The organism is Methylopila capsulata (assembly GCF_016907975.1).
In the GTDB taxonomy this organism is placed as follows: Bacteria; Pseudomonadota; Alphaproteobacteria; order Rhizobiales; family Methylopilaceae; genus Methylopila; species Methylopila capsulata.
The window spans coordinates 62,806-82,393 of sequence record NZ_JAFBCY010000005.1; the positions used below are offsets into that span (position 1 = coordinate 62,806).

The 19,588-nt window shown below is 69.2% G+C and carries 14 protein-coding genes; 11 read left to right on the plus strand and 3 right to left on the minus strand.

The annotated features are described in order from the left end of the window. Positions 1 to 121: 121 nt before the first annotated feature. The 5 genes from JOD31_RS18320 to JOD31_RS18340 all read left to right on the plus strand — a co-directional run bounded on the left by JOD31_RS18320 (position 122) and on the right by JOD31_RS18340 (position 7,428). A complete protein-coding gene (locus JOD31_RS18320; protein ID WP_246482594.1) occupies positions 122 to 2,338 on the plus strand; it encodes a TonB-dependent siderophore receptor in 2,217 nt (738 codons plus the stop codon). Positions 2,339 to 2,690: 352 nt separating this feature from the next. Further along, on the plus strand, positions 2,691 to 3,524 hold the full coding sequence (locus JOD31_RS18325; protein WP_271206208.1) for an iron-siderophore ABC transporter substrate-binding protein: 834 nt from the start codon (positions 2,691 to 2,693) through the stop codon (positions 3,522 to 3,524). Further along, positions 3,517 to 5,487, plus strand: coding sequence for a Fe(3+)-hydroxamate ABC transporter permease FhuB (fhuB, locus tag JOD31_RS18330; RefSeq protein ID WP_204951884.1), 1,971 nt, complete (start codon positions 3,517 to 3,519; stop codon positions 5,485 to 5,487). Before JOD31_RS18325 ends, fhuB begins: the two co-directional genes overlap by 8 nt. A 63-nt stretch (positions 5,488 to 5,550) precedes the next feature. Continuing rightward, positions 5,551 to 6,363 carry an ATP-binding cassette domain-containing protein gene (locus tag JOD31_RS18335; protein WP_204951885.1) on the plus strand — a complete coding sequence of 271 codons (813 nt, stop codon included), beginning with the start codon at positions 5,551 to 5,553 and terminating at the stop codon, positions 6,361 to 6,363. Between the two features lie 15 nt (positions 6,364 to 6,378). After that, positions 6,379 to 7,428: an ELM1/GtrOC1 family putative glycosyltransferase gene (locus JOD31_RS18340; protein ID WP_204951886.1), complete on the plus strand. Its 1,050-nt coding sequence runs from the start codon at positions 6,379 to 6,381 to the stop codon at positions 7,426 to 7,428. A 12-nt stretch (positions 7,429 to 7,440) separates the two neighbouring features. On the opposite strand, the gene JOD31_RS18345 is transcribed toward JOD31_RS18340, so the two are convergent. The 3 genes from JOD31_RS18345 to JOD31_RS18355 form a co-directional block, all read right to left on the minus strand. Beyond that, a complete protein-coding gene (locus JOD31_RS18345) occupies positions 7,441 to 8,745 on the minus strand; it encodes a surface carbohydrate biosynthesis protein (protein ID WP_204951887.1) in 1,305 nt (434 codons plus the stop codon). A gap of 222 nt (positions 8,746 to 8,967) precedes the next feature. After that, positions 8,968 to 9,873, minus strand: a complete 906-nt coding sequence (locus JOD31_RS18350; RefSeq protein ID WP_204951888.1) for a hypothetical protein — start codon at positions 9,871 to 9,873, stop codon at positions 8,968 to 8,970. Positions 9,874 to 9,972: 99 nt separating this feature from the next. Continuing rightward, positions 9,973 to 11,313 (minus strand): nucleotide sugar dehydrogenase, encoded by a 1,341-nt coding sequence (locus JOD31_RS18355; RefSeq protein WP_271206207.1) that lies wholly within the window; start codon positions 11,311 to 11,313, stop codon positions 9,973 to 9,975. A gap of 186 nt (positions 11,314 to 11,499) precedes the next feature. On the opposite strand from JOD31_RS18355, the gene JOD31_RS18360 reads away from it, so the two are divergent. The 6 genes from JOD31_RS18360 (at position 11,500) to JOD31_RS18385 (ending at position 19,426) form a co-directional block, all read left to right on the plus strand. After that, the gene (locus tag JOD31_RS18360; RefSeq protein ID WP_204951890.1) at positions 11,500 to 12,852 is read left to right on the plus strand and encodes a surface carbohydrate biosynthesis protein; all 1,353 of its coding nucleotides are present in this window, start codon (positions 11,500 to 11,502) and stop codon (positions 12,850 to 12,852) included. Positions 12,853 to 12,868: 16 nt separating this feature from the next. Beyond that, the gene (locus tag JOD31_RS18365; protein WP_204951891.1) at positions 12,869 to 13,927 is read left to right on the plus strand and encodes an N-acetylneuraminate synthase family protein; all 1,059 of its coding nucleotides are present in this window, start codon (positions 12,869 to 12,871) and stop codon (positions 13,925 to 13,927) included. Beyond that, positions 13,924 to 15,087, plus strand: a complete 1,164-nt coding sequence (neuC, locus tag JOD31_RS18370) for a UDP-N-acetylglucosamine 2-epimerase (protein ID WP_204951892.1) — start codon at positions 13,924 to 13,926, stop codon at positions 15,085 to 15,087. Before JOD31_RS18365 ends, neuC begins: the two co-directional genes overlap by 4 nt. Beyond that, positions 15,081 to 15,791, plus strand: coding sequence for an acylneuraminate cytidylyltransferase family protein (locus JOD31_RS18375; RefSeq protein ID WP_204951893.1), 711 nt, complete (start codon positions 15,081 to 15,083; stop codon positions 15,789 to 15,791). Before neuC ends, JOD31_RS18375 begins: the two co-directional genes overlap by 7 nt. Before the next feature lie 236 nt (positions 15,792 to 16,027). Beyond that, complete coding sequence (locus JOD31_RS18380; RefSeq protein WP_246482596.1) at positions 16,028 to 17,692, plus strand: ABC transporter ATP-binding protein; 1,665 nt, start codon at positions 16,028 to 16,030, stop codon at positions 17,690 to 17,692. 51 nt (positions 17,693 to 17,743) lie between these two features. Beyond that, on the plus strand, positions 17,744 to 19,426 hold the full coding sequence (locus JOD31_RS18385) for a fatty acyl-AMP ligase (RefSeq protein WP_204951894.1): 1,683 nt from the start codon (positions 17,744 to 17,746) through the stop codon (positions 19,424 to 19,426). Positions 19,427 to 19,588 lie beyond the last annotated feature (162 nt).

Sequence of the window (19,588 nt, forward strand, 5' to 3'; positions counted from 1 at the left end):
CGCCTCACGCGATAGTTCACGACCGCGTCATCTCGAGGGTCTGACTTCGACGGCGCACTGAAATAGAACGGCGCGACTGGACGTTCCGGTCGGGGATCTGCGGGACATACTGAGACTGGGGATGGCGATGAAGGCTGATGTACTGAAGTTGACGCGCGCGGCGTCTCTGGCGGGCGCGGCGACGGCCGCGGTTCTCTGCGCCGGCGGGGCTCAAGCCCAGGAAGGCGGGACCACCGCGCTGGAGGAGATCCAGGTCACCGGCGAGGGCCGCAAGGACACCGCGCGCGGCCCGGTCGAGGGCTACGTCGCCACCCGCTCCAGCGCCGGCACTAAGACCGACACGCCCATTCTCGAGACCCCCCGCTCCGTGGAGGTGATCGGGCGGCAGGAGCTCGAGGACCGCGGCGTGACCACGCTGCCGGAGGCGGTGCGCTACTCGCCGGGCGTGACGACCAACGGCTCCGGCTTCGACCCCCGCTTCGACCAGATCTCGATCCGCGGCTTTGCGGTCAACACTTATGGCGACTACAAGGACGGCCTGCGGCAGACGCAGGGCCAGTTCGCCACCTTCCGCAGCGAACTGTTCGGTCTGGAGCGCATCGACATCATCAAAGGGCCTGCCGCCGTGCTCTACGGTCAGACGACGCCCGGCGGCCTAATCGACCGCATCTCCAAGCGTCCGACCGAGGCGCCCCGCCTCGAGATCATGACGAATATGGCGAGCACCGGCCGCTACGAGAGCGGGGTCGACGTCAGCGGACCACTTAACGCGGCGGGCACGGTGCTCGGCCGAATGGTGGCTCTGGGTCGGATCGGCGAACTCGACTACGACATCAAGGACGAACGGGCGATGCTGGCGCCGTCGCTGACCTTCGCGCCCAACGATCAGACGAAGTTCACGATCTACGGGCTCGTGCAGAAGGACGAGACCGACAGCAACGTCGCCGTGATGAACACGTCGAGCGGCGACCCCTTCAATGTCAGAGCGAGCGATCCAAGCTACGATCACCTGAAGCAAACCCAGTATCAGGCCGGCTACGAATTCTCGCATGAATTCAATGACACGTTCACGTTCCGGCAAAACGCTCGCTACAACTACCTCGACATGGACGCTCGTTACCTGACAGCGAACGTCTCTGGCGGCGGATACGATCCAACTCGCCCCAACGTCTATCGACGTGGCTCATACGCGATCGAGGAAACCGTTGAAGCGACGCAGATCGATAACCAGCTCGAAGCGAAGTTTGAAACCGGCTTCGTTCGACACACCATGCTGTTCGGCGTGGATCATCAGTGGTCCAAGTCCAAGCAGGGAACCGGGTCGCTCGCGGCCAATCCGGATTACGAACTCGATGTCGACGACCCCAATTTCGGCCTAGATGGGCCGACCCCGCCCATCACGACGCGGACCGATGTCGGCTTGAAGCAACTCGGCCTCTATGCGCAGGATCAGATCAAGATCGGCGATCACTGGAACATCGCCGCAGGCATTCGGCATGACTGGGCGAAGCGGACATCCGACGTCACGCGGTACGACGGCTTGCCGCTCACGTCTTCGCAGTCGCCGGTCGAGCGCAAGGACAAGGCGCTGACCTACAACATCGGCGTGCTCTATGCGTTCGACAACGGCTTCTCGCCATACGCCAGCTACGCCACTTCGTTCCTGCCCGCAGCGGTGCGCGCAAGCGGCGGAGGCGGCCTTCTCAAGCCGACCGAGGGCGAGCAGTTCGAAGTGGGTTTGAAGTATCAGCCGCCGGGCACCACCAGCCTCTTCACTGCGGCGGTCTATCATCTGACCGAGAAAAACGCGGTGAAATATGACCCGACAACCAGCGCGCCCCTTGCGATCGGCGAGATCGAAACAAAAGGCGTAGAGTTGAGCGCGCGCGTCGACTTGTCCCTAGGGGCAAAGATTATCGCATCCTACAACTACAACGACGCTGAGATCACGAAAGACTCCGTTGAGGCCAACATCGGCAACGAACCGCTTGTGACGCCGCGACACACAGCGTCGCTTTGGGCGGACTACACCTTCCAGAACGGCGTTCTTGAAGGCTTTGGCCTAGGCGCTGGCGTGCGTTACGTCGGCAGCACCTTCTCCACCAACTCCAACGTGACGAACATACCTGGAAACCTCGCGCGAAAGAACGACGCCTACACGCTGTTCGACGCCGGCGCGCGCTACGACTTCGGAAAGGCGAGCCCCAAGCTTCAGGGCGTCACGCTCGCCGTCAACGCCACCAACCTCGCCGACGACGAGGCAGCTGTCTGCAACAGCGGTCGGTGTTATCTGAGCCAGGGCCGCACCGTCATCGGGACGCTGCGCTACCGCTGGTGACGTTCCCGCCTGCGCGGTCTTGCGCTAAGGGGCTGCCTAGACATTGAGAACGGCTGCTGGAGCGAGGTGCGTGCTTCGAGACCCCGACCTCCGGTCGGCTCCTCAGCATGAGGACGTTGGTGTTTCGGGAGATAAAGCTCCTCATGCTGAGGAGCCCGCCTCTTGGCAGGCGTCTCGAAGCACGCAACGCGCCCGTCAAAACCGCCCCTCCCATGCGGGCTCCAAGCCTCGGCCAAACAGGCTCTTTCCACAGAAGGCCTTCGACCTGAAACCGCCGTTCGCACGTCCCTCGCTCCCCTTCCCCGGCCCGGCGCTCACGCGCCGGGCTTTTGCGCGTCTGGCGGGGATGGCCGTGCTGGCGGCGCCGGCGGTCGCGCGGGGGCAAGCGGTCGCGCCGCCGCAGCGGGTGGCCTCGCTCGATTACGCCATCGCGCAGACGCTGATCGAGATCGGCCGCCCGCCGATCGCGCTCGCGGGCGCCGACGGCTGGGACAAGTGGTGCGTGGAGCCGGCCCTGCCCGCCGGCCTCGTCAATCTCGGGACCGCGCGGGAGATCAACCTCGAGATCCTGCAGCAGCTGAAGCCCGACCTGATCCTCTCGACGCCCTATCTCGAACGCATCAAGCCCAAGCTAGAGCGCATCGCCCGAGTCGAGACGCTGCCCGTGCACGCCACCGGCTCGTCGCCCTGGCCGCACTTGGTCGAGGCGACCCGCCGGCTCGGCGACCTGCTGGGGGCGCGCGACGAGGCGGAGGCCTTTCTCGCCCGCACCGACGCGACGCTCGCGGGCTACCGCGATCGGGTCGCGCCGTTCCGCGACCGGCCTGTCCTGCCGGTGTTTTTCCAGACCGCCCGCACCGCCTGGGTGTTCGGCCGGAACAGCCTCTACAACGACGGGCTCGTCCGGCTCGGCCTCGTCAACGGCTGGCCGCGGCAGCCCAACGCCTGGGGCTTCTCGCAGGTCGGTCTCGAAGCGCTGGCGGAGGCGCGCGAGGCGCGGCTGATCGCCTTCGAGCCGGTGCCGGCCGACGCGCTGGCGCTGCTCCGGGACAGCCCGATCTGGCAGGCGGTGGGCTTCGCGGAGCCGGGGCGGACGATCCGTCTGGCGCCGACGCTCGCCTTCGGCAGCCTGCCGGTGCTCACCCGCTTCGGCCGCCTGCTGGCGGAGGCCGCCGACCGTGCATGACGGCTTTCGACCGGCGCTGGCGGCCGCGCTCGCGCTGCTGGCGCTGGGCTGTCTCGCGCTCGGGCTCGGCCTCGCCGCCCGGCTGCCCGCGGCCGACTGGCCGCAGGCGCTGTTTGCGCCCGACGCCTCGAGCCTGCCGCAGCTTCTGGTGCACTACAGCCTGGCCCCGCGGGCGACGCTGGCGCTGCTGGTGGGCGCGGGCCTCGGCCTCGCCGGCGCCGCGCTCCAGCAGGCGCTGCGCAACCCGCTCGCCTCGCCCTCCACGCTCGGCGTCTCGGCCGGGGCGCAGCTCGCGCTCAGCGTCGCGACGCTTTTCGCGCCCGCCCTCGTCGGCGCTGCGCGCGAGCTGGTGGCGCTCACCGGCGGCGCGGCGGCGGCGGCGCTGGTCTTCCTGCTGTCGTGGCGCGCGCGGTTCACGCCGCTCACCGTCATCCTGTCGGGCATGGTGATCACCATGTTCGCGGGCGCCGCCGCGGCCGGGCTGACGCTGTTCAACGAGCATGCGCTGATGGGCGTCTACGTCTGGGGCAGCGGCGCGCTGAATCAGCAGGACTGGTCGCTGGTCGGGCCGCTGGCCTGGCGCGCGGGCCTCGCCGCCCTGGCGATCGCGCTGCTCGCCCGGCCGTTGCAGCTTCTGGAGCTGGACGAGCCCGCCAAGAGTCTCGGGCTCTCGGTGACGCGGCTGCGGCTCATCTGCCTCGGCGTCGCCGTCGCGCTCTCGGCCTCGCTCGTCAGCGCGGTCGGCGTCATCGGCTTCATCGGGCTCGCCGCCCCCGCGCTCGCGCGCGGGCTCGGCGTGCGCCGGCTGAAGCATCGCCTGGTCTGGAGCGCCGTGCTGGGCGCCGGCGTGCTGTTCGCCACCGACGCCTGGCTGCAGACGCTCGAAAGCTGGACCGCGATCAACATCCCGACCGGCGCCGCGACGGCGCTGATCGGCGCGCCGGTGCTGCTGCTGCTCGCGCCCCGGCTGAAGCGCACGCCTTCGCCGGAGGCGGCGTCCGCGCCCGCGCCGCGCGGCGAGCGCGCCGGGCTGGTGCTCGCGGCGCTCGCGGTCAGCCTGCCGCTGCTCGCCCTCGTGGCGCTCGGCCTCGGCCGCACGCCGGACGGCGGCTTCAGCTTCGCCTCCGGCCCGGAGCTCGGGGCGCTGCTGCCCTGGCGCTGGCCTCGGGCGCTCGCCGCGGTCGCGGCCGGCGCGATGCTCGCGACAAGCGGCCTCTTGCTGCAGCGCCTAACGCGCAACCCGATCGCGAGCCCCGAGGTGCTGGGCGTCAGCTCCGGCGCAGCGCTCGGCCTCGTGCTCGCGCTGATGTTCGCCGCGTCCCCGACCTACGCGGTCCAGATCGGCGCGGCGGCGCTGGGCGCGGGGCTCACCGCCGGCGTGCTGCTCGCCTTCGGCGCCAAGGCGCGGGCGCCGGAGCAGCTGCTCATCGGCGGCGTCGCGCTGGGCGCCATGGTGGCGGCGGTGCTCGCCATGCTGATGGCGACCGGCGACCCCCGCATGCTGCTGATCGCCAACTGGATGGCGGGCTCCACCTACGACGTCGAGCCCGGCACGGCGCTCGCCGTCACCGCGATGGGGGCGGCGCTGCTCGCGCTCTCCGGCCTGGTGCTGCGCTGGCTCACGCTCGCGCCGCTCGGAAGCGCGACCATGCGCGCGGTGGGCGTGCGGCCCGCGGGCGCGAGCTTCGGCATTCTCGCGCTCGCCTCGGCGCTCGCGGCCGGCGCCACCATCGCGGTGGGCCCCTTGAGCTTCGCCGGGCTGATCGCCCCCCACCTCGCCGCCCGCCTCGGCCTCGGCCGGCCCGCCGCGCAGCTCGTCGCCACCGCCCTGATCGGCGCGCTGGTGATGCTGGGCGCCGACTGGCTCGGACGGGTGATCTACCCGCCGTTCCAGGTGCCGGCCGGCCTCATCGGCATGTTGGCGGCCGGCCCGCTCCTGATGTGGCTGCTGCAGCGACGCTGAGGCTTGACCCGCCCGCCCGGCCGGGCGACGACGAACCCGTTCCCTTGCGAGAGAAACCCGCCGATGATCTTCGCCAACCGCGCGGTCCGCACCGACGACGCCGCGCCCTCGTTCGAACTCGACGGGCTGACCTTCGCCATCGACGGCCGCACGCTGCTGCAACCGCTGACCCTCGGCTTCGAGGGCGCGCGCGTGGTCGGGCTGATCGGCCACAACGGTTCTGGCAAGTCGACCCTGCTCAAGCTGATCGCCCGCCAGCAGCAGCCGACCGGCGGCTCGGTGCGCTTCGGCGGCGAGCCGATCGCGAGCTGGGGCTCGCGCGCCTTCGCCCGCGAGGTCGCCTACCTGCCGCAGCAGCCGCCGGCCGCGACCGGCATGACGGCGCGCGAACTGGTCGCGCTCGGCCGCTACCCCTGGCACGGCGCGCTCGGCCGCTTCGGCGCGGCGGACGCCGCCGCCGTCAAGACCGCGATGGAGCTGACCGACATCGAGCCCTTCGCCGACCGGCTGGTGGAGGAGCTTTCGGGCGGCGAGCGCCAGCGGGTGTGGCTCGCCATGCTGGTGGCGCAGGAGGCGAGCTGGCTGCTGCTGGACGAGCCGACCTCGGCGCTCGACGTCGCCCACCAGGTCGAGGTGCTGGCGCTGGTGCGGCGGCTCTCCGAGGCGCGGGGCCTCGGCGTCATCGTGGTGCTGCACGAGATCAACATGGCGGCTCGGTTCTGCGACGAGATCGTGGCGCTGCACTCCGGCCGGCTGATCGCCCGCGGCGCGCCGCACGAGATCGTCGACCCCGCGACGCTGGAGCGGATCTACGGCGTGCCGATGGAGGTGATCCCCCACCCGCAGACCGCGGCGCCGCTCGCCTTCGTGCGCTAGGCCCGCGAGCGCGCCATGGCCGATCCCGAGATCTGGGCGCTCTACGGCCGCCGCGCCGGCGACAACCGCCAGATCGCGACGCTGGCCGAGGCCACGGGCCTGCCGTGGCGGCCGGTGCAACTCGCCTTTAACGGCTGGAGCCGCCGCCCGAATTTCCTGCTCGGCGCGACCCGCCTGTCCCTGACGCGCGAAGCCACGGCGGCGCTGCGGCCGCCCTGGCCCGCCGTCGTCATCGGCGCGGGGAAGCGCTCCGTCCCGGCGGCGTTGTGGATCCGGAAGGCGTCCGGCGGCGCCACGAAGCTGGTTCACATCGGCCGGCCCTGGGCGCCGCTCGACTGGTTCGACCTGATCGTGACGACGCCGCAGTACCTGCTGCCGGAGCGGCCGAACGTCATCATCAACGCGCTGCCGCTGAGCCGCCCGCCGGCGCCGACGCCGGTCGCGGCCGATCTCGCCGCCCTTCCCGGCCCCCGGCTGTGCGTCATCGCCGGCGGAAACAGCCGACCGCTGGTCTTCGACGACGCCGCCGCCCGCGCCCTCGGGGCGGAAGCCGTGCGCCGGGCGCGGGACAGCGGCGGCTCGCTGATGGTGGCGACCTCGCCGCGCACCTCGGCGGACGCCGCCACAGCGCTTCAGGAGGCGCTGGCGGGCGCGGACGTTCCGGTTCGGCTCTCCCTGTTCGGCGCGGGCGCCGATCGCTACCTGGACTTCCTCGCTGCCGCCGACGCCTTTCTCGTCACCGACGACAGCGCCGCGATGACCGCCGAAGCGGCGCTGCGGGGAAGGCCCGTGGCGCTGTTCCGGTTGGAGCGGCGGCCGGACCGGAAGACATGGCGGATCGACATCGCGCGCCGACTGGCCGCCCGCAGCGCTCTGACGCGCCGGGCGTTCGCCGCACTCGAAGCGTCGGGGATCGTGTCCACCGACCGCGACCTCGACGCCTTCGCGCAGTCCCTGGACCAGACCGGCCTGCTTCAGGGGGGCATGCGGGCCGCGACGCGCGCGTCGGAGGAATTGGCGGCGGCGGCCGCCGCCGTGAGATCCGCGGCGGGGCTCCGGGTCTGAAACCGCGCGGCGTCAGCGCGCGGTCAGGCGAAACACGCGCTCGGAACGGGCGGCCACCTTGGGTGGGCGGATCCCCAACCGCTCGCCATACGCGTCAAGCCGACGCTGCACATCCGCCGCCGCCATGGCCGGAAACTTGTCGGCCGGCGGCGCCTCGCCGTCCGTCTTCTTGAGCTTGCGATAGCGCCGGACCATCGAGCTGATCTTGCCCGCCAGCCGGCCCGCCGGGGAGCCTCGGGGCAGATCCCCCCGATCGAACAGCTCCGAGAGGACCGTCGCGATCTCCTCGCTGGCGAGCGGGCCCGCCCGCTGGGCGACCATATGGTCGAGCTTGCGAAGAAGGTCCTGAGAGCGCGCAGCCCCGCCCGCAGGATCCGACAGCAGCCCGACCAGCTCATCCTCGCTGCTTGCGATGACGCTCGCGGCGCTGGACTGCCGGAACTCCAGACCGGCTTGCGGATAGGGCCGGTAGTAGATCGGGTCGAGGCCGATGAAGGCGGCTTCGATCGCGGTCGTGCTGCCGGAATGGATCATGTGGCGAGCGGCGGAAAGCCAGGTCACAATCTCGAGGTCATTGCGTATGACGACGTTCGCAAGCCCTGCGGCGGCGGCCCGCCACACCTCGACGTCTTCGGCCGGGTGCGGCCGCAGGACGATCTTCCGGTCGGGAAACCGGCGCGCGAGCTCCGGCAGCAGGCGCTGGAAGGCTTGGAACGTCTTCCAGCTGTTCTCAACATACTCAGGCGTAAACTGGGATTCGTCGGAAATCTTCTGAAGATCGTCGCTCGAAAGTGGCCAGCTTCGTTTATATCGGCGGTCGTTTATCCATCCGAAACTCGAAGTGACGAGAATAAAATCGCCCAACTCCTGCTTCAACGCGGCGGCGTCGTTCGCCTTGGCGGCGCAGATCTCCGGTCGGAGCAGATCTATACGCGGGTGCCCGGTCTCGACCACTCTCACGGGAAGATCGCGACCTGCGGACCGCAGGATGTCCCCCTGCTCCTTGCCCCACGCAAATACAACGTCGAGATTGGCGAGCGTCTTCAAGCTTATCCGGCGATGGCAATAGCTTTCGGCGTCATGCCAGACGAGCCCTGCTTCGTCGAAGGCCGCTGTGGCGTGGCCAAGCTGCCGGGCGATCGCGGATATCTTCGCGCTGCCTGCGGTGAAGCTTGGGCAGATATAGACGCCTGGCTTGAACAAATGGAGATCGAGATTGATCATCGTGTGGCTTCCGATGATGGAATCGATCCCGGCGCGCGCGGCGTGGAGCGCCATAAGCAGCTTCGCATCCAGCTCCCGGGTCGACACGATCACGGGAATGATAACTTGTCTCATGCCTAGCCCGCTAAGCTGGTTGTCTTGGATGCGGAGCGCAGCCTCCGCCCCGACGATCCCGCGCTCCGCCGCCGGCAGGAACAACGAGCGGCCGGCTGTGCGTCAGCCGTGGACGCAACGCCTTCAAGGTCAAAGGGAAAAGTCGAGCGCTCAGCCGGGTCCCGGCCGCTCACGCCCGGTCCGGAGCCCCCGGATCGCACCTCATAGGGCTCGCCGGGGCAGTTCCAGGACGTCGAACAGGTTCTCGGCGCTTTCGGGAAACGTCGCCATCGAGCGATCGTGGAAGCCGGACCGGACCGTCGTGTCCCACGCCAGCGACCAGTGAACCGGGCTCGGCAGAAGCACCAACGACATCATGTGGCGGACGCCGCGGCTCGGAAGAAACCCGCGGTGCAGCACCCGCGAGGGGAAGAAGATAAAGGCCTGACCGGCCGCAAGCTCGGGGCGCTCGACTTGAGGAGCCACTCCGATCTGGGCGCCGAGCCGCTTCAGATCCGGCACGCGCTCCTTGTTGGGGCCGAAGGTGTAGCCGACGCGCTCGAACGCCGCCGACTGCCCGAGATCGATGAACTCCGTGGTCCCGCCGTGATCCTCGGTCGCATCCAGGAACATGTTGATCTTCAGAAAGTTCAGCGGTCCGCGGTCGCAATGCCACAGGAACGAGCGCTTCGACGCCTTCGCCGGCATGGTGCGATTGACGACCAGCGAGTGGACGTAGAACTCGCTTCCGAACACCGCCTTGACCTTTTGCGACATCTCCGGCGAGAGCATTTTCTCGACCACGCCGCGCAGAAACTCGGTGTTCTCGAACGAAAGCACGTCGGCGTAATCGATTTCCGCCTTCGCAGCTTCCATCTTCTTGGCGTTCGCGAGGCAGGCCTCCTTCGCGCTCTTCGCCTCTTCGGGCGAGAGCAGCGTCACGATCTCGAAGCCGTCGGCGTCGAGACGGCCTCCGTCTCCGCCCGCAGGCGCCGCGGCGCCCGATTGGCAAAACGCCTGCCACGCGTCGTATTTGCCGTCGGCGTCGAAGGCCTGCCGAGCCTGACGCGTGCGGCTCGGATCGAGCCGGGGCGTGCGGGAAGGCCTCAGGAAGGACAGAAGGTTCATCGTCGGAACGCCTCTTGCGCTGTTGCGAGCGTGGCGACCGCTATAACGCAACTGCCTGCGCCGCGCATCAGCTCTCGCTTGGGAAACCGCCGCGTCGCGTCAGGCCATCACCGTGTTCTGCGTGGACAGGCCGCGGCGGGCGATCGCGTTGCGCGTGTCGATCACGAGGTGCGCCTCGCGCGCGATCAGTTCGTAGTCGACCGCGTCATGGTCCGTGGAAATCAGAACCGCGTCGAAGGTCTTCAGCGTGTCCGCGTCGAGCGCCACCGACCGTCGTCCGGCGAGCGCCGCGTGTTCGCGCGTCGGAGGGACCTCGGACACATGCGGATCATGGAAGGCGGTCGCGCCGCCCCGTTCTTCAATCAACTCGATCAGTCGGAACGACGGGCTTTCGCGCACGTCCGACACGTTCTTCTTATAGGCGAGCCCGATCACCAGAACTTTGGCCCGGCTGAGAGCGACGCCGCGCCGGCGGTCGAGCGTCTCCGCCAAGCGCTCGACCACATGGCGCGGCATCGCGGAGTTGATCTCGCCGGCGAGCTCGATGAAGCGGGTCGGCAAGCCGAACTCGCGCGATTTCCATGTGAGATAGAACGGGTCGATCGGAATGCAGTGCCCACCGAGGCCGGGGCCGGGATAGAACGGCATGTATCCGAACGGCTTCGTCTTGGCCGCGTCGATCACTTCCCAGATGTTGATGCCCATCGCGTCAAAGACGACCTTGAGCTCGTTAACAAGAGCGATGTTCACGGCCCGGAATATGTTTTCCGTTATCTTGGACGCTTCGGCGGTGGCGTTGGTCGATACGGGCACGACCTGCTTCACCACGGCGGCGTAGAACGCCGTCATCAGCTCGAGCGCCTGCGCGCCGTCGCCTGCGACCACTTTCGGGATCGTCACCGTCTCGAACTGCGGATTGCCCGGGTCTTCGCGTTCCGGCGAGAACCCGAGGTAGAAGTCCACGCCGCAGCGAAGCCCCGAGGTTTCGAGCAACGGACGCAGCACCTCGTCGGTGGTGCCGGGATAGGTCGTGGACTCGAGCGCGACCAGCTGGCCCGGCCGCAGCCTCAGGGCGATTTCGCGGCCCGTCTCCTCGATGAACCGAAGGTCGGGCTCGCGATGCCTGGTGAGTGGCGTGGGGACGCAGATGATGACGACGTCGCAGTCGGCGAGCAGGGCGAAGTCGGCGGTCGGCTGCAGCCGGCCGATCGCCATCGCGTCCGCCACATGGGCCGGCTGGACGGTGCCGAGATAGGACTGGCCCGCCTCGAGCTGAGACACCTTGTCCGCGTCGATATCGAACCCCTTGACGAAAAATCCCGCCCGCACGATCGCAAGCGCCAGCGGCAGGCCGACGTAACCTAGGCCGACGACGCCGGCGGTGGCGGTCCGCGACACGATCCGGGAGAGCAGCGAAGCGAAGGGGTCTGCGGCGGTCACGTTCCGTCTCGTGTGCGCCTCGCGCCTACGAGATGACAGCCTGGGAAGCTGTTCCGTTCGGGCGTCGAGCATGGGAGAGGACGCATACATCGCCGGACTGTCCGCCCGTTGCAAGCCGGAATCGGATGGTGTACCCCGCCGGCATTGGGCGCGAGCGTCTCCGGTCCGCACCCGCCGGGAACCCCAGTGGACCATCGCCAGAAGCACCTGATCATTCCGGTAGAGACCGCGGCGCGTGAGCTCGACGCGAAGTTGCTACTGTCGTTGCACGCCGCGCAACGTGGCATCGCCGTGACGATCGGCGTCAAAGCCCTGGTCAATCTTTCGATCCACCGCCTCTCGCCCGGGGTTTTCCTTCCGCCGAATTTTCATCGCTCCAGCGATGTCATGATAAAGATTGCTGGGAACCTTGGCCATGTGGTGGCGGCCTGGGACGAGGAAGGCATGGTGTGGTTGAACGAGCCGTCCTATCGGGAACGCCGCGCAAGCCGCGCGGCGCTCGCGGGGCTCGACGCGATCTTCCTCTGGGGCGCGCAGCAGGCCGCGGCGCTGGCGCCGGCGCTCGCAGGCCTGTCGGCCGACGTCTCGCTCGTCGGAAATCCGCGCGCGGACCTTTTGAGGCCAGAATTGCGGACGCCGTACCAAGCGCGCGCGGCCGCGCTGAAGGCCGAGCATGGCGACTTTATCCTCATCAACTCGAACTTCGGCTGGGTGAACCACCTGCTGGGGCATGGGCAGGGCGGAGACGGCAGCCGCGATCTGGAGGCGATCGCCCGCAAGTCCAAATTCCCGGCGGCCTATCTCGCCCACCGTCTGGCGCTCTACGAAGAGATGACCGCCGTGCTGCCTGCGATCGCGCGCCGGTTTCCAAACCGCCGGATCGTCGTACGCCCGCACCCCGACGAGAACGACCGACGCTGGCGCGAGGCGAGCGCGGGTCTGCCCAACGTGATCGTGCGCTACGACTCGGACCTGCTGCCCTGGCTGCTCGCCGCCGGACACATCGTGCAGAACGGCTGCACCACCGCGATCGAGGCCGCGATGCTCGACAGGGTCGCGATCTCCTACCGTCCGATCGTCGCGCCGGACCACGAAATCCCTCAGCCGACGCAGGTGAGCCTCGACGCGCGGACTCCGGACGCGCTGCTCGAGATGCTGGCTCAGGCCGATCTGACTGACTCCTTCCCGGCCGACAAACGCGCCGCGCTCGAAACCATGGTCGCCTCGATCGACGGCCGGCGGTCGAGCGAGCGGGTGATCGACACGATCGAGGCGCTGCTCGCCGCCGGGCGCCCCGCGCCTTCGCCATGGCGCCGTGTCATCGGCCACGGCCAGGCCTTGCGCCGCAGGATCAGCCAGAAGCGGCGCGCCGGCGTCCCCGGATCCTCGGCGAGCCCGGCCTACTTCTCCCACAAGTTTCCGCCCATCGAGACGTCCGAGATCGAACGCCGGCTCGCCGCTTTCGGCGAAGCGCTGGCGATGAAGCCGCCCTCCGTGCGGCGGATCTCCGATCGCATCTTCCGTCTGACCCCAACGTGAAGCCGATCCCCGCAACGTGACGACCCCCCTCGCCCCCCACTGGCTCGCCTCTCCCGAACCTGGCGCCTCCTGCGCCGTCATCGCCGAGATCGCGCAGGCGCACGACGGCAGCCTGGGACAGGCGCACGCCTACGTGGACTGCGCCGCGCGGGCCGGCGCCCACGCCGTCAAGTTCCAGACGCACATCGCCCAGGCCGAAAGCACCGCCGCCGAGCCGTGGCGTCTCAAGTTTTCCCAACAGGACGACAGCCGCTTCGACTATTGGCGGCGCATGGAGTTCACGGCCGAACAGTGGGCCGGCCTGAAGGAGCACGCGGAACGCCGCGGGCTGGTCTTCCTGAGTTCGCCGTTCTCGCCGGACGCCGTCGAGCTGCTGCGCAGGCTGGGCGTCGCTGCCTGGAAGGTCGCGTCGGGCGAGCTCACGAACCTGCCGATGATCGCCGAGATGGCGAAAGATCGACGGCCGATCATGCTCTCGACCGGGATGAGCCCGCTGGACGAGATCGACCCCTCGGTCGCGCTCGCGCGCGCCGCCGGAGCCCCGTTCTCCGTCTTTCAGTGCACCACGCGCTACCCCTCGCCGCCGGAGGCGATCGGCCTCAACGTGCTGGACGAGCTGCGCGCGCGCTACGGCTGCGCGGTCGGACTGTCGGACCATTCGGGTACGATTTTCCCGGCGCTGGCCGCGGTCGCGGCGCATCGCGCGGAGGTCGTCGAGGTCCACCTCACCATGAGCCGCGAGATGTTCGGGCCTGACGTCGCCGCGTCGGTGACGCCGGACGAGCTGAAGACGATCGTGGAGGGCGTCGCCTTCGTCGAGCGCATGCGGGCGGCTCCCCTCGACAAGACGGTGGTCGGGTCCGACGTCGCCGGCATGCGCGACATCTTTTTCAAGAGTGTGGTCGCGGCGCGCGACCTGCCGGCCGGCGCGCTGCTCGCCCGCGACGACCTCGCCCTGAAGAAGCCCGGGGGCGGGATTCCCGCCGCCGAGCTGGACACGCTGATCGGCCGCCGTCTCGCCCGGGACGTGGCGAGGGACACTCGGATTTTCCGCAAGGATATCGCACCGTCATGACGCGAAAAGTCTGCGTGGTCATCACCGCGCGCCCAAGCTACTCACGCGTGCGGACGGCGCTCGAGGCGATCCGGGACCATCCGGACCTCGAACTGCAGCTCGTCGTCGCCGCTTCGGCGCTGCTCGACCGCTACGGCGGCGCGATCAAGGTCATCGAGAGCGACGGCTTCAAGGTCGACAGAACCGTCTACATGATCGTCGAGGGGGAGAACCTCGTGACCTCGGCGAAATCGACCGGGTTCGGACTTGCCGAACTCGCGACCGTGTTCGACGATCTCAAGCCTGACATGGTCATCACCATCGCAGATCGCTACGAGACCATCGCGACGTCGATCGCCGCCGCCTACATGAACATTCCTCTGGTTCATCTGCAGGGCGGGGAAGTCACCGGCTCGATCGACGAGAAGACCCGCCACGCCAACACCAAGCTCGCCGACGTCCATCTCGTCTGCTGCGAGAGCGCCCACAAGCGGGTGCAGCTTCTGGGCGAGCGGCCGGAACGGATCTTCTTGACCGGCTGCCCCTCCATCGACCTGGCTAGGCAGGCGCTGGAGGCCGACCCGGCCGACATCTCGGCCATTGTCGGCCGCTACGCAGGCGTGGGGCCGGGGATCGACGTCACGCAGCCCTACGTCGTCGTGATGCAGCACCCCGTCACGACGGAGCACGACCAGAGCCGCGCGCAGGCCGAGGCGCTCATCGACGCCGTCGAGGCGGCCGACAAGCCGACGCTCTGGTTCTGGCCCAACGTCGACGCAGGGTCGGACGGCACCTCGAAGGCGCTCCGCGTCGCGCGCGAGCACGGCAAGCTCAGGCGGACGCATTTCTACCGCAACATGCAGCCGCTCGACTTCCTCAAGGTGCTGATCGGAAGCCGCGGCATCATCGGCAACTCCTCGGTCGCGCTGCGCGAATGCGCCTACCTCGGCGTGCCGGCCGTCAACATCGGAACGCGCCAACAGGGCCGCGACCGAGGCCGGAACGTCGTCGACGTCGGCTACGGGAGCGACGACATCGCCGCGGCCATCGAGCGGATGTGGACGCTGTCGGAACGGCCCCGCGACTTCATCTACGGCGACGGGTTCGCGGGCAGGCGCATCGCCGAGGTGCTCGCGACCGCCGATCTCTCGATCGAAAAGATGCTGACCTACTCATGGTGAGGGGCGAACCGCTCACCGCGATCATTCCGGTCCGGGGCGGGTCAAAGGGCATCCCGGGGAAAAACATGCGCCCCGTCGGCGGCGCCACCTTGCTGGAGCGCGCCATCCGGTTCGCGCTGGCCAGCCCGCGGATCGACCGAGCCTGGGTTTCGACCGACGACGCGGAGATGCACGCCGTCGCCGGGCGTTACGACGTGCAGACGCCCGAGCTCCGTCCCGCCCACCTTGCCGACGACGCGGCGACCACGGCCTCCGTGGTCGCGCATCTGATCGGGCAAGGCCTGGTGCGCGACGGCTATCTTCTCATTCTTCAGGCCACGTCGCCGTTCCGGCGGCTCGACGATCTGGAGAACCTCTGCGCGGCTCTCGAGAGCTCTGACGCGGAAGCCGCCGTCAGCGTCGCCGTTCATGACGAGCCTCGTCCGGAAAAGCTCAGAAGGATCGTCGACGGCCGGCTGGTTCCCTACCTCGACGCGGGCTTCGAGGGCCCTCGCCAGGCTCTGCCGCAGCCCTACCGGCTGAACGGAGCCTTCTACCTCATCTCCGTGCAGCGTTTCCTGCGCGACGGCGTGTTCCTTCCCGCAGGAACGCTGCCCTTCGTCATGCCCGAAGATCGAAGCCATAATCTCGATTCCCAGACGGACTGGGCGATCATGGAAGCGATGATCGCGACCGGCGGCTGGCGGCTCGAGGATCTGCCCTGACGACGCCTCCGGACGACCGTCCTGCGGTCCGCCCCGACGACGCGGCGGAAGGTCGACCGATCTCTGCGGTTGATCCCGCGAGTCCGAGCAGGGTTGAGCGCGGGCGCGATTGGCGGTACCGGTCCCGACCTCGTCCAAGCGGGTTTGAGATCATTTTGGCAGCCGTCCCTCCGATCCCGGAACGCGCATCGCACCGACGGCTGGCGGGCCTGAACCAGCTCGCAACCGTTATTCCCTTGCGGCGCAGCGTCCTTATCCTGTTCTGCCTTGTGCTCGCAGGCGTCGCCGAAGGCCTGGGCGTCGCAAGCCTGCTGCCGCTGATCACCCTCATCGGCGAGGACGGCGGCGGCTCCAAAGGGGCCAAGGTCGCCGACGTCCTGAGCACCGTCGGCCTGCAACCGACGATCGGCGTGTTCCTGGCGATTCTGGTCATCGGCATGGCGCTCAAGGCGACCCTCAGCCTGGTGGCGCTGCACCAGGTCGGCCGCGCCGTCGCCGACGTCGCGGTGAAGATGCGGCTCCAACTGATCGACGCGCTTCTCGCCGCGCGCTGGTCCTACTACGTGCGCCAACCGGTCGGGCGCTTCTCGAACGCCCTCGGCGGCGAAGCGAACCAGGCCGGCGAAACCTACAATCAGGCGGCCCAGCTGGTGGCGGACCTGATCCAGGTCGCGACCTACGTCACGATCGTGGCCCTGTTCTCGTGGAAGCTCGCGCTGCTGTCGCTCGCCGTCGGACTGCTGATGGTGCTGACGCTGAACCGGTTCGTGACCATCGCGAAGCGGACCGCCCGTAAGCAGAACCGTCACGTCAAGCGCATGATCGGCGGCCTCACGGACCTTCTCGTCGGCATCAAGCCCATGAAGGCCATGGGCCGCCACGCCCGCTTCCAGTCGCTGTTCGAGCGCGACGCCGAGACGATCCGCAGGGCGCAGCGCAAGCAGTCCTTCGCGCGCCACGCCAACAAGACGCTGCAGGAGCCGATCCTGGCCATCTGCCTCGCCGCCGGCATCTACGCGGCGCTAGTGCTTGGTAGCGCCCCTCCGGGAGAGGTGCTGGTGATGTCGGTCCTGCTGGTGCGGACCGTGACGACCATCGGCAAGGCCCAGCAAGGCCTGCAGGCTCTGCGCATCGCCGAAGCCGGTTTCGTGGCGGTGACGGAGACGATCGAGCTCGCCCGACGCGCGCGGGAATCGCTTCATCCCGGCGCGACGCCCAGCTTCGAGCGCGCGGTCGCGTTCCGGGACGTGAGCTTCGCCTACGACCGCGAGCCCGTCATCGAAAACGCGTCCTTCGAGGTTCCGAAGGGCCTCGTCACCACGATCACCGGCGGCTCGGGCGCGGGCAAGACCACCACCGTCGACCTGCTTCTCGGCCTGCACGAGCCGACCGCCGGCGAGATCTTGATCGACGGCGCGCCGCTGGCCGGCCTCGACCTCGTCGCCTGGCGGCGGATGACCGGCTACGTGCCGCAGGAGCTCATTCTGTTCCACGACACTTTGCTCTCGAACGTCACCCTCGGCCAACCGGAGTTCACCCGCGAGGACGTCGAGCGCGCGCTGGAGGCGGCCGGCGCGGCGGACTTTGTGGCGAAGCTGCCGGAGGGCGTCGAGACGATCGTGGGCGAGCGCGGGGCGCGGCTCTCCGGCGGGCAACGCCAGCGCATCGCCATCGCGCGGGCGCTGATCCACCGTCCGCAACTCCTCATCCTCGACGAGGCGACCACCGCGCTCGACCCCGACACCGAGGCCAACATCGTGCGCAACGTGATGGACCTCGCCCGCTCCACGGGCCTGACGGTGCTCGCGATTTCGCACCAGCCGGCCTGGGCTCGGGCGGCCGACCACGTGGTTCATCTGGCCGAGGGGCGCGTGGTGAAGGTTGACAGCCACGCCGCGTGATGCGACCCGCGGCGGAGCGCCTCCCGCGCCCCTCTTGGACCAAGCCTGCGCATGACGGACCGCCATCCCCCGCACGAGACCATCCTCGACGCGCTCGACGCCGCGGCGACGGGCGACCGCGGCTTCACATTCCATTCGGCGCGCGGCGAGGTCCTGGCCGATCTGCCCTACGCCCGGCTGCGCGACGACGCCCGCGCTCTGGCCGCCCGCCTGCTCGCCGCGGGCCTGACGCCGGGCGATCGCGTCGGCCTGATCGCCGAGACCGAGGCCGACTTCGTGCGGCTGTTCTTCGCCTGCGGCTACGCCCGGCTGGTGCCGGCGCCGATGCCGCTGCCGATGGCCTTCGGCGGCCGCGAGACCTACCTCGCCCACATCCGCCGCATGGTGGAGACCGCGGACGCCGCGGCGGCCTTCGCGCCGGCCGCCCTCAAGGCGTGGCTGCTGGAGGCGGTCGACGGGCTGCCGCTGAAGCTCGCGGGGTCGATCGCGGACGTCCCCGAGGCGGAGGCCGGCGGCGACCTCGACCGTCCGGCGCCGGAGGATCTCGCCTACCTGCAGTTTTCCTCGGGCAGCACGCGCTTCCCGAAGGGCATCATGGTGACCCACGCGGCGCTGATGGCGAACGCCGCCGGGATCAGCCGCGCGGGGCTCGAAACCACGCCGGACGACCGCTGCGTGTCGTGGCTCCCGTTCTACCACGACATGGGTCTCGTCGGCTTCATGCTCACGCCGATCGTGGCCGGGCTCTCGGTCGACTACCTCTCGACCCGCGACTTCGCGCGGCGGCCGCTGATGTGGCTGGAGCTGATCTCACGCAACCGCGCCACGATCTCCTACAGCCCGAGCTTCGGCTTCGAGCTCTCGGTGCAGCGCGCCGCGACGCTCGACCTCGGCGCGCTGGACCTGACGTCCTGGCGGATCGCCGGCATCGGCGGCGACATGATCCGTCCCCATGTGCTGCGCCGCTTCGCCGATCGCTTCGCCGCCCACGGGTTCCGGCTCGGAAGCTTCGTGCCGAGCTACGGCATGGCCGAGGCCACGCTCGCGCTGTCCTTCGCGCCGCTCCGCGAGGGGCTCCGCACCGAGACGCTCGACCTCGACCGGCTGGAGAGCGACGGCGTCGCCGCGGCGGCGGGCGAAAGCGTCCGGACGCGCGAGTTCGTGCTGTGCGGCGCGGCCCTCCCCGGCCATGCGATCGAGGTCCGCGACCCCACGGGCGCGCCGCAGGCGGACCGCGCCGTCGGCCAGGTGTTCGCGCGGGGCCCGAGCCTGATGCAGGCCTATTTCCGCGAGGACGAGGCGACGGCCGCCGCGATCGACGCCGCCGGCTGGCTCGACACCGGCGATCTCGGATACCTCGTCGACGGCCAGATCGTGATCACCGGCCGCGCCAAGGACCTGATCCTGATCAACGGGCGGAACATCTGGCCTCAGGACATGGAGTGGGCGGCCGAAAGCGAGATCGCCGGCCTGCGCAGCGGCGACGTCGCCGTGTTCTCGGTGGACTCCGCCGACGACGAGGAGGTCGTGGCGCTAGTCCAGTGCCGCGCGAGCGCGCCCGACGTCCGCGAGGCGTTGCAAGCCGAGGTCGAAAAGGTGCTCAGGATGCGATTCGGCGTCGCGCCGGTCGTCCGGCTGGTCGGGGCGCACGCGCTGCCGGTCACGTCATCCGGAAAGCTCAGCCGGAGCCGCTCGCGGGAGCTCTATCTTTCGCTGGGTTCCGCTCAGGCCTGAACACATTCGGCGCCGTTCTGTTTCAATGCCGGACAGCTCCGACGGCGCACGCGCCAAGACGCCGTGCGGCTCTGCAACGTCCAGAGCGCGTCACACGCGCCGCCGACCGCGCAGACGCTTCGTTAACCAGCTGTGCCGTTTTCTGGATTATCAGGAGTTTTC